Source organism: Anabaena sp. UHCC 0253, assembly GCF_009712085.1.
Lineage (GTDB): Bacteria > Cyanobacteriota > Cyanobacteriia > Cyanobacteriales > Nostocaceae > Dolichospermum.
This window is the reverse complement of record NZ_VILD01000004.1, coordinates 483604-494602: the sequence shown is the minus strand read 5'-3', so window position 1 is coordinate 494602 and position 10999 is coordinate 483604. Positions and strand designations below refer to the sequence as shown.

General features: G+C 37.2%; 10 protein-coding genes. 7 read left to right on the top strand and 3 right to left on the bottom strand.

The window, feature by feature from the left end; all coding sequences use genetic code 11:
• The 7 genes from FJR38_RS13905 to FJR38_RS13875 all read left to right on the top strand — a co-directional run.
• The coding region (locus FJR38_RS13905) for a glycosyltransferase (RefSeq protein WP_168537633.1) at positions 1-268 on the top strand (268 nt) is incomplete at its 5' end.
• 114 nt (positions 269-382) lie between these two features.
• Positions 383-1150, top strand: a complete 768-nt coding sequence (locus FJR38_RS13900; protein WP_168537631.1) for a glycosyltransferase family 2 protein — start codon at positions 383-385, stop codon at positions 1148-1150.
• Positions 1151-1162: 12 nt separating this feature from the next.
• The gene (locus FJR38_RS13895) at positions 1163-1762 is read left to right on the top strand and encodes a YdcF family protein (RefSeq protein WP_168537629.1); all 600 of its coding nucleotides are present in this window, start codon (positions 1163-1165) and stop codon (positions 1760-1762) included.
• 375 nt (positions 1763-2137) lie between these two features.
• A complete protein-coding gene (locus tag FJR38_RS13890; RefSeq protein ID WP_168537627.1) occupies positions 2138-3886 on the top strand; it encodes a carbamoyltransferase C-terminal domain-containing protein in 1749 nt (582 codons plus the stop codon).
• 321 nt (positions 3887-4207) lie between these two features.
• Entirely contained in the window at positions 4208-6433 is a 2226-nt protein-coding gene (locus tag FJR38_RS13885; RefSeq protein WP_168537625.1) for a polysaccharide biosynthesis tyrosine autokinase, read from the top strand.
• A 421-nt stretch (positions 6434-6854) separates the two neighbouring features.
• Complete coding sequence (locus tag FJR38_RS13880; RefSeq protein WP_168537760.1) at positions 6855-7535, top strand: peptidoglycan-binding protein; 681 nt, start codon at positions 6855-6857, stop codon at positions 7533-7535.
• 129 nt (positions 7536-7664) lie between these two features.
• A complete protein-coding gene (locus tag FJR38_RS13875) occupies positions 7665-8681 on the top strand; it encodes a 2-hydroxyacid dehydrogenase (RefSeq protein ID WP_168537758.1) in 1017 nt (338 codons plus the stop codon).
• Between the two features lie 49 nt (positions 8682-8730).
• On the opposite strand, the gene FJR38_RS13870 is transcribed toward FJR38_RS13875, so the two are convergent.
• The 3 genes from FJR38_RS13870 to FJR38_RS13860 all read right to left on the bottom strand — a co-directional run bounded on the left by FJR38_RS13870 (position 8731) and on the right by FJR38_RS13860 (position 10871).
• The gene (locus FJR38_RS13870; RefSeq protein WP_168537623.1) at positions 8731-10047 is read right to left on the bottom strand and encodes an S-layer homology domain-containing protein; all 1317 of its coding nucleotides are present in this window, start codon (positions 10045-10047) and stop codon (positions 8731-8733) included.
• Between the two features lie 231 nt (positions 10048-10278).
• Positions 10279-10581: a type II toxin-antitoxin system RelE/ParE family toxin gene (locus FJR38_RS13865; protein WP_168537621.1), complete on the bottom strand. Its 303-nt coding sequence runs from the start codon at positions 10579-10581 to the stop codon at positions 10279-10281.
• Positions 10578-10871, bottom strand: coding sequence for a hypothetical protein (locus FJR38_RS13860; protein ID WP_168537619.1), 294 nt, complete (start codon positions 10869-10871; stop codon positions 10578-10580). The genes FJR38_RS13865 and FJR38_RS13860 overlap by 4 nt, the downstream gene beginning before the upstream one ends.
• Positions 10872-10999 lie beyond the last annotated feature (128 nt).

The following is a 10999-nucleotide window of genomic DNA, read 5'->3' as shown; positions in this document are numbered from 1 at the left end:
ATTAGAAGCTCTTGCTGCGGGTATTCCTGTTATTGTCACGCCTGGGGTAGCTTTAGCTGATATGATTGCAGAGCAACAACTAGGCTGTGTTGCAGAACTAAATATAGATGCGATCGCCACTTCCATACAACAAATTTTAGCTTATCCTCAAGAGGCAAAAACAACAGGCGATCGCGCTCGTCAATTTATCCTAGAAAATTATACATGGGATAGGGTGGCATCAAAAATGGTTTCAGTTTATCAAGACATTATCAACGACGTACTATAAATTAATACAAATAAGGATTGATTATCATCATGAAAAATAAGTAAATTAATCACCCATCTTAATTTTAATTAGTCAAAAATATCTTAATTAAAATAATAAAATTATCAAAATATAATGTTAGAACAAATCACCTCTCTGATTCTTACCTATAACGAAGCACCTAATATTAATCGTACTCTAGAAAAACTCAATTGGGTTAGTAGAATTGTTGTAATTGATAGTTATAGTACAGATGAAACACTTGAAATTATATCTTCCTATCCTCAAGTAGAAGTATTTAAAAGGAAATTTGATACTCACGCTAATCAATGGAATTATGGGTTAGAACAAGTTACAACAGAATGGGTTTTATCCCTAGATGCGGATTATGTCCTCACAGATGAACTCATTAATGAAATTACTACTTTACCTGTAAATACCAGTATTGATGGCTACTTTGCTAAATTCAAGTATTGTGTATTTGGTAAACCCTTACGCGGTACTATACTCCCCCCCCGTGAAATACTCTTTCGCAAAGATAAAGCCATTTATATTGATGATGGACATACTCAAATTTTAGGAAATAAAGGTAAATCTGACCAATTATCTGCTTACATTTATCATGACGATCGCAAACCTTTGAGTCGTTGGTTATGGGCGCAAGATCGTTATATGATTTTGGAAAGTAAAAAATTATTGGCAACTCCTAATCATGAACTTAGTTTAGGCGATCGCATCCGCAAAAAGAAAATCTTAGCACCTTTAATAATTTTAGTCTATTGTCTGATCCTCAAAGGTGGTATTCTTGATGGTTGGCATGGCTGTTATTATACATTTCAGCGTGTATTAGCAGAAATTCTCCTCAGTATACATATAATCGAAGCAGAGAAATTAAAACACTAGGGAATATCTCTAATGGAATTGTTGTACTGCAAAATTAGAAAGTATACGGTTTTGGCGGCAACAAGCTTTATCTTGATTTTTTTAAGTATTATACCTGTAAGAATAGCGATCACTTCCTACCAAGCACCCTATCCTCAAGCTATCCTCACCCTTGGTGGAGATGTAGAAAGAGAAAAATTTACAGCCCAATTTGCTCAACAACATCCACATCTAAATATCTGGGTTTCTAGTGGTAGACCGGCAAAACAAGCTCATGAGATTTTTGAAAGCGCAAACATCTCCAACAGCCGCCTTCATCTCGACTACCGCGCTGTTGATACCGTTACTAATTTTACAACCCTTGTAGCAGATTTTCAAAGCTATAAAATTCAGCACATTTACTTAATTACTGCTGCCTATCATATACCCAGAGCTAAGATTATTGCAACGCTGATTTTAGGTAGTCGAGGCATAACTTTTACCCCTGTTACTATCCCTTCTCCTCAACCTAGAGAATCAATTGTCCGTATTATTCGAGACACTGGACGTTCGATATTATGGATAGTATCAGGTCGTACCGGAGCTAGTTTGAATCCTCGTTTTCATAAGCGTTCTATGCCTGTAGCTAATTAGAGCTTGCTTAATAAAGCTAAAACTTAGATATATCAAGAGTTTGAAGGTTAAAAAGGTGAATCAGGTGCAAGGAATAAGTGTTGAAACTAGCAAAAACCTATCACTTGACCAGATTCAAGACTATTCTTCTCTTCTTCTCTTCTTCTAATTCTTCCTCGGTGACTCCTGACTCCTGACTTCTACCCCTAACCAAAAAACTTTTATGGCTAATGCCACGCTACGCTATCAGCAAGCCCTAATTATATCCTTGGGAAAATCCATACAGGTAGACTTTATTTGTGTAATACCAACTCATTGCTGATCAATTCTAAACTATGTTTCTTTTGAAAGTAGTTTATAACAATACTGATAGTTTTTTCAAAACCCTATACAACAATGAATATACTAGGAATTAACGCCTATCATGGCGATGCTTCAGCTTGTTTGATCCAAAATGGTCAATTAATAGCAGCCGTTGAAGAAGAACGTTTTAATAGAGTTAAACATTGGGCCGGATTTCCCGCAGAATCTATCCGTTATTGTCTCAAAATTGGTGGTATTAGTGCCACAGATTTAGATCACGTAGCTTTATCCTTCAATCCCAAAGCCAATCTTAATCGCAAACTCCTATTCACCCTCAAACAACGACCATCGTTAGCATCACTCCTAGATAGATTTAGCAAACAAAGTAAATCTACTAATCTTCAGGAACAATTAGCAGCGGCTTGTAATTGTCAAATTCAGGAAATTAAAGCACCTATTCATACCCTAGAACACCACACAACACACCTATCCAGCGGGTTTTTTGTTTCCCCCTTTGAAAAAGCCGCTATTCTATCTGTTGACGGTATGGGAGACTTTGTTAGCACCCTTACAGCCGCAGGAGAGGGTAATCATTTAGAATATTTTTCTCGTACTCACTATCCTCACTCTATTGGTTATTTATACAATGCCATTACTCTGTATCTAGGCTTTCCTGCTTATGGTGACGAATACAAAGTTATGGGATTAGCTCCTTACGGAGAACCAGAATATTTGGAAGCCTTCAGAAGAATTATTTTTCCTAAAGGAGATAGTTTTGAGCTAAACCTAGATTACTTTACTCACCATGAACAGGGTATTGCTATGAAATGGGATAATGGCGCACCCACAGTCGCACCATTTCATAGTTCAGAACTAGAAAAATTATTAGGACCAGCAAGACAAGTAAATACTGAACTGACACCCAAGCATCAGAATATTGCCACATCCCTACAAGCTATAACAGAGGAAATAATTTTCCATTTACTCAATCAATTGAGCGATCGCTATAAAAGTGAAAATCTCTGTTTAACAGGTGGTGTCGCCATGAATTCGGTGGCCAATGGCAAAATTACTCAAAATACTCCCTTTAAAAATGTCTATGTTCCTTTAGGGGCTGCTGATAATGGGACTTGTATCGGTGCTGCCTTTTTTGTTTGGAATCAAATACTCAAACAACCTCGTCAGTTTATTTTAAGTCATGCTTATTGGGGTTCTGAATTCTCTGATGAAGAATGCTTATTAGAATTGCAAGCTCATGAATTACAGCCTAAGCAGTTAGAGAAAGCAGCTATGTTAAACCATGTTGTAGATGCTATTTGTGATGGCAAAGTAGTTGGTTGGTTTCAAGGAAGGATGGAATTTGGCGCTAGAGCATTAGGTAATCGTTCTTTGATAGCCGATCCTCGTCGCTCTGATATGCGAGACATTATTAACCTAAAAATTAAATTCCGAGAAAAATTCCGTCCTTTTGCTCCCAGCATTCTCGAAGAATTTGTAGGTGAATACTTTGAAATTGACGAACCAGCACCTTTTATGGAAAAAGTCTTCAAAATTCGTCCTGAAAAAAGAGAGCAAATTCCTGCTGTAACTCATGTAGATGGTACTGGACGTTTACAAAGTGTTAGCTGCAAAAGTAATCCCCTCTATTGGGAGTTGATTAATACCTTTTACCAACGCACAGCTATTCCTTTACTCCTTAATACATCCTTAAACGAAAATGAACCGATTGTCAGGACACCTAAAGAAGCTATCCAGTGTTTCTTAAGAACTAATATGGATAGTTTAGTTTTAGGCTCTTATTATATAGATCGTAGTGACAAGCGATCGCTTAACGCACCCTAAACTTAATTAATGGTGCGTCATGGCTTTGCCTAACGCACCCTACAAATACTTAGATTTTTTCAAAATTAAAATACTATTGCTATAAATACAGACAAATGACAAGTCAGCGTGTAAAATATAAAAATGCTTTATGTATAATAAAGGCTCTACAAAAATTTTGATACAATGCAGCATTTTTGCATCTCTTGATCCAAGTAACCTACTTGTGTTTTGATTTGTTTTCAAGTTTATTTTTAATTGCCGAAATAAACAACGGCATTTTTTCACGATAGTAAAAAACATTTATATATCTTTACTTTACTATTTACCCAATAAAAATCAATGATTGAGAAGCAAACGACAACCCATAGAAGTTATTACGGCGACTCTATTCCTAGCTCTAAACTATCTCCCTATGCAACCTTTTCGCCGTTTCCAGAAGAGGCTAATGAGTGGAATTTAAAACGCTTTTTTGGTCTTATACAACGTCGAGCAATTATTATCACAGGGGTAGTCTCTGTCACAATGGCTGGTGTTAGTTATTCAACACTGAATCAAGAATCTGTATATCAAGGTAGCTTTCAAATCTTAGTTGAATCTGTCAATGATGATAGCAAAGTAGGGAAACTAAGTTTACTCGATTCTAACGCTTCTTCAGGAAGTAGTCTAGATTATGAAAGTCAAATTCAGGTTCTCAGAAGTCCAGAACTGTTACAACCTGTTTTGACAAAGTTGCAAGAAGCATATCCTGATCTTAGTTATAATGCTCTTATACAAGGTTTAACTATTCGTCGCTTTGGTGCAACAAAAGTAATCGAAGTTAAATATCAAAGTCATGATACTCAAAAGATCCAACTCATATTAGATACAATTTCTCAATTCTATTTAAACTACAGCTTAGACAAGCGGCAAACAAAACTGCGTCAAGGAATTCAATTTGTAGAAAAACAACTACCTGATATCCAAAATCGGGTAGCGCAGTTACAAAGAGAAATGCAAATATTCCGACAAAAATATAATTTTATTGATCCAGAAAGCCAATCTCAAAGAATTTCTGGGCAAATCCAATCTCTGACGCAACAAAGACTAACTATAAATCAACAGTTAGCCGCTGCCAGAGCTAATTATATGAGTTTACAGGGACAAGAAGGACAATTTGCTGCAATTAATAATGCCCCTATATATCAACAATTAATTACTCAACAACGCCAATTAGAAACCCAAATATCTGGAGAATTAGCTCGATTTCAACCCGATAATCCAGTCGTTCAAACCTTACAAGAAAAAAGAGATAACCTCTTCCCCCTTATTAGAGAAGAAGCAAAACGAACTTTAACTATCAAATTAGCTGAAGCTACAATTTTACTTCAGAAAATAGAGGCAGATAGTAAACAACAGGCACAAGCAGAACAACAACTGCAAAGAGAATTAGAGCAATTACCAGTTTTATCGAGGCAATACACTGATATCCAGCGGAATTTACAACTAGCCAATGAGAGTTTGACTAGGTTTTTAGGTAATCGGGAAAAGCTGCAAATAGAGGTAGCACAAACAGAACTTCCTTGGGAATTAATTCAATCACCTACTCTAGCAGAATTGCCAATTTACCCCAATATTCCCCGCAGTTTACTATTAGGATTGGTGGCTAGTTCTTTGTTAGGCATTGGTGCAGCCTTACTCATTGAAGAGATGGATAATACATATCATAACATTGAGTCTCTGCAAGAAAAGATTAAACTACCCATATTAGGAAGTCTTCCCTTTGATAAAACTATAGCTAATAATTCATCCTTAGATATTGCAGGTAAGGTAAGTAAGAAAGAACAACTATCAGATAATTTTCCTAAAAACACGGATCAATTGTCTAATATGCTCACTCGTCAGATTACCCAGTCTAGTTATTATAGTCAAGGAGCATTCTGGGAATCTTTACAAATTTTATATGGTAATCTTCAATTACTCAATTCTGATCAACCAATTGGTTCTTTAATAATTTCTTCTTCTCTTCCCGGAGATGGTAAAAGTACAGTAGCATTTCATTTAGCTCAAATAGCTGCTGCGATGGGAAAAAGGGTATTACTCGTAGATACTGATCTTCGCCGTCCACAAGTTCACAAACTCTCAGGATTAAATAACTTATGGGGATTAAGTAATTTAATTTCTGCAAATATAGCAGTAGAGCAGGTGATTCAAGAAATGCCGGGAATGAAGAATTTATCTGTGATTACTTCAGGACCAATACCACCTGATCCGGCGAGGTTGTTGTCATCGGATAAAATGAGGCAACTAATGTCATATTTGCGTCTGAATTTTGATTTAGTAATTTATGATTCTCCCCCGATGTTAGGATTAGTAGATTCTAGATTAATAGCTCCTTATACTGATGGTTTCATACTAGTTGTCAAAATGAATCAAACAGATAAATCAGCCCTCTTACAAGTTCAGGATAGCCTCAAAAGATATCCAATCAATGTATTAGGGATAGTTGCTAATGGTGATAAATGCCAACTTAAAGGCTATGATTCTTACTATCGGCAATCGAATTTTGCAGAAGTTAAATATTCTTGAAATGTTGCTAATTTAGGTAAATACAGCATAATTCGTAAGGGCGTATACCTGACGGGATATGGAAGTATCAGCCTTCGGTGTAAGGGCGAAGCATTCGGAAAATAAATTTTGGAAAAACCGATAATTTGTCGCCTGAATGCTTCGCCCCTACTTGGGAAAAAACCGAGAATTAATCGCCTGAATGCTTCGCCCCTACATGGAAAAAACCGATAATTTGTCGCCTGAATGCTTCGCCCCTACATGGGAAAAAATGGATAATTAATCGCCCGAATGCTTCGCCGATTATGGTGTAAACTTAGAAACTGCAACCAGTTTAGAAATTACCATTGTTTATGATGACTAGTTATTGCGAAAACAATTGTTAAATAAATTTAAAATAGACTGGTATCATTCTTGATCTTACTACTAAGGAGTTTTGATGATGTGGTGTAATATAGGAAAATATAGTAAGAGTATTGCTCTAACCTGTTTCGTAACAGCTAGTGTTGTGGCTTCAAATATAGCTTTTGCTGCTCGTGAGCGCAACTATCAGCCCGATGAATTCCGCTCTGTATTACGAGGGTTAGGTTATAACATTAAAGTTACAAAAAATCCCCTTACCGACGAAGAAACTAAAAAGGCTATTACTGAATTTCAAACAGGTTACAAGCTAAAGGTGGATGGAAAAGCTGGTCCCCAAACCCAAAATCACGCTGCTATTATCGTTCAAATTCTCCAACGTAATTTGAATGCTGCACTCAAGCCAAATCCTCTATTACCCGGTGATCAATTTTACAGTCCCCGAATAGAAGAGTTGGTAAAAGAGTATCAGAAAAAACACCAGCTTCCAGAAACTGGTATTGCTGATTTACGACTTCGCCAAAAACTAGATCAAGAAGTTAAGAGCATTATTGCTAAACCAACGGCTACACCAACAGCCACACCGACAGCTACACCAACGGCTAAACCGACACCTAAACCGACAGCTACACCAACAGCTACACCAACGGCTACACCAACGGCTAAACCAACAGCTACACCAACAGCTACACCAACAGCTACACCAACAGCTACACCAACAGCTAGACCAACAGCTACACCAACAGCTACACCAACAAATTGACATCCTTGATATACGCTGCTTAGAAGGTTTTCCCGTTTTGTCTAGACTTCCTCTTGTTGAACATTGCCTTTTTTGAAGTCAAGTTATGATGGACGAGAAACCCATGCAGCATATAGCCTGAGATTTGGCATGAAAGTAGCAGTTTTCAGTACAAAAAATTACGATAGGCAGTTTTTAGAAGCTGCAAATTCTCAAACTCAATATGAGTTGGTATTTTTTGAACCCCGTCTAAATCGGGATACCGCCATCTTAGCCGCAGGATTTCCCTGTGTTTGTGTATTTGTTCATGATCAAGTTGATGCACCTACTTTAGAAATTCTTGCTGCTGGGGGAACTCATCTTATTGCTTTGCGTTGTGCAGGGTTCAATAATGTAGATTTAGCAACCGCAGCCAAGTTAGGAGTTACTATTGTTCGTGTACCGGCTTATTCACCCTATGGAGTCGCAGAACACGCGGTAGGATTGATTTTAAGCCTAAATCGCAAAATTCACCGCGCCTATAATCGTGTGCGAGAAGGTAATTTTTCTCTGAATGGGCTGTTAGGATTCAATTTATATGAGCGCACAGTAGGGATTATTGGTACAGGTAAAATCGGGCTAATTTTAGGACAGATTATGAAAGGCTTTGGCTGTAATCTTCTGGCTTATGATGTTTATCACAACCCAGAGTTAGAAGCTTTAGGTGGTAAATATGTAGAGTTACCTGAGCTTTTGGCTAATGCTGATATTATCTCTCTTCATTGTCCTCTGATGCCGGAAACTCATCATTTGATTAATAGTGAAGCGATCGCTCAAATGAAACCGGGTATGATGATTATTAATACTAGCCGGGGTGCGTTGATTGATACCCAAGCAGTAATTGAGGGTTTAAAATCGGGGCAGATTGGTTATCTTGGTGTAGATGTTTACGAACAAGAATCGGAATTATTTTTTGAAGATTTGTCCGAAGAAATCATTCAAGATGATGTTTTTCAGCATTTGACAACTTTTCCGAATGTTCTGATTACTGGACATCAAGCCTTTTTTACGAAAGAGGCTTTACAGAATATTGCTGAGACTACTTTGGGTAATATAAGTGATATTGAACTAGGTCGTCCCTGTACTCATGAAATCCGTTATCAACCAGAAAAAATATTAATTGGGTGATTTCCGATAAATAAAACAATTGACGATTGTCAATTGTCAATTAATAACCTTAACTCTTCAGCTTTAAGGCTTCTGTTGCTGATATTCCCTCACCTTGAGTACCGAAATACCACAAAGCTGCACTAGCTTCGGCACGAGTTACAGGTTTTTTGGGTTGAAATAATGTTGTATAGCCAAAAACTCGGCGAATATTTGATTGTTCAGCATTTTGGAAATCAGCTAAAACTGCCCTTAAAGCTTTGGGTTCAATATTACCTGCATCTTGAAAACCCCAAGTTTGTTTAACGGCTTCTAAATTGGCTGCGGGTAAGGCTTGACGGGTATCTAAAGGGACTTTCCATAATAGCATTTGTTCTCGCGTTACAGGGGCATCAGGACGAAATAAAACCGCTGTTGCATCTCCCGACAAGGCACTAGGAAGTAAACCTGCTTCGGCTAATCCTTGAATAACTGGAAAATCGGGATCTTTAGTTAAGATATCTCTAAAAGCTGGTTGAGTGCTGGAGGATGCTAACCGAATTTGTTTGGCTGGATTGTTAGCATACATGGCATTGTTAGCCGCAACTAACCAGCGAGCATATTCTCGACGAGTGATAGTTTTATCAGGTAGAAATTCGTTGGTTTTTGGTTCGATGGATAAAATACCTAATGTAGCTAAATCTTGAATGTGCGATCGCCATTCTGGAGGTGCTTTTTGAATATCAGTAAATTCTTGGCTTGCTAAAGTCTCTGGTTGGGTAGTTGGCTGGGTGACTACGTTAGTATTATTAGTTTTAGGTAATAATGGACCGATAAATTCGGGATTATCTGATGGGGTAACTTGATTCGCTGTAGTTTGAGAATTAGGCGAATATTCAATTACTAATTTAGTGGCTGTTTGGGGTTGATTGGCTTCAGCTTTAGTAACCGTTTGTGGCACAATTGTGACGTTGATGAGTAAATCATTGCGTCGGGCTGTAAAAGCACCTTCTACATCATCTTGAGGTTGTTGCACAATCTGCCAGTTTTTAGCCTGAAATTGGCTACGATAAAAGCTAGTAATTAAATTACTAGGATCGGCACTTTGCCAACGAATTGATATTTTATTTTCTGAATTAGTTGGTGTAATTTCCTGTAATTCCGCATTGGGATAAATGGGAATATCTGACGGAAAATCAGCAGGTAACTTAATTGTTGATGTGTTTGGGTTTGGTGTTACTTGCTGAGTCTGAGGTTTGCCAAAGGGAACAGGATTATTTTGCAACTGAGGATCAGCCGCTAATGATTGTTCTAGATTTTTGGCAGATGGACCATTGGTACAAGCTGTTAGGGAAGATAGGAAAACAGCTAAACTCAGGAATACAGCAGGGCGATTACGGGAAAACACAAAGAAATCACAAATTGATTTTCACTTCCTATACTAGCATTTTTAGGGCTTGGTGACTTGGGCAATTTTGTACTACTGCTATTGGGTTGAAAAGCCTTGGTGATTATAAATCGCAGCTACACAAACAAAGTCCACCTGCGTGGAATAATAGAAAATTCAAGTTTTTCAACTGGCACAACCACCTACGGAAGTCAAAAATCAAAAGTCACAGGAAAAAATTAAATAGAATTTCTACATATCATCGTTTGAAAATTGATTTTCTATATCTCTAGATTTATGAAAAATCCTGACAATTTCTAAACTTGCAGAATCTTGAATATAAAAGATAATATATGGCTTAACAGGAAAACTACGAAGTCCTGTTTGTAGTTCGTTTCTTTTTATTCCCATATTAGGAAATTGAGCTAACATCGGAAATTTATCAAAAATTTGTGCGATTTTTTGGTCTGCTAATATTTCATTTTGTTGAGCGAGATAAATCCAAATATCTTCTAAATCTTTTTCTGCTAGTTTTGAAATCCGAAAGTAATTCACTCAGATATTTCTCCTTGGAGACGTTCCCGACCTCGTGCTTTAATTGAAGTTATGAGAGTAGATAAATTATTTTCATCGTATTCTGTGTATTCACCATTTTGGAGTTGTTGAATACCTGTGGCTATATCCTGTTTTAAGAATTCAATATTTTGTGTTTTCTGGTGTTCAGCTAGTCGAGAGTATTGAATTTTTTCTACTAAGATTTGATATTCTTCTTGAGAAAGTGAAAGGATAATTTGAGTCAGAGAGTCAAGAAGTCGTGTATTAATTGTAGGAATGGGTTGGTTCATAAGGCAATAATAACCTGATTATTTCCATACTATAAGTAGGTAGATGCTAATTAACCCAACTATGTAACGAACTGTAAATTACCCAAAACTCTTGGGATTGCTGCGTTCCACTCCGTTCCACTCGCAAT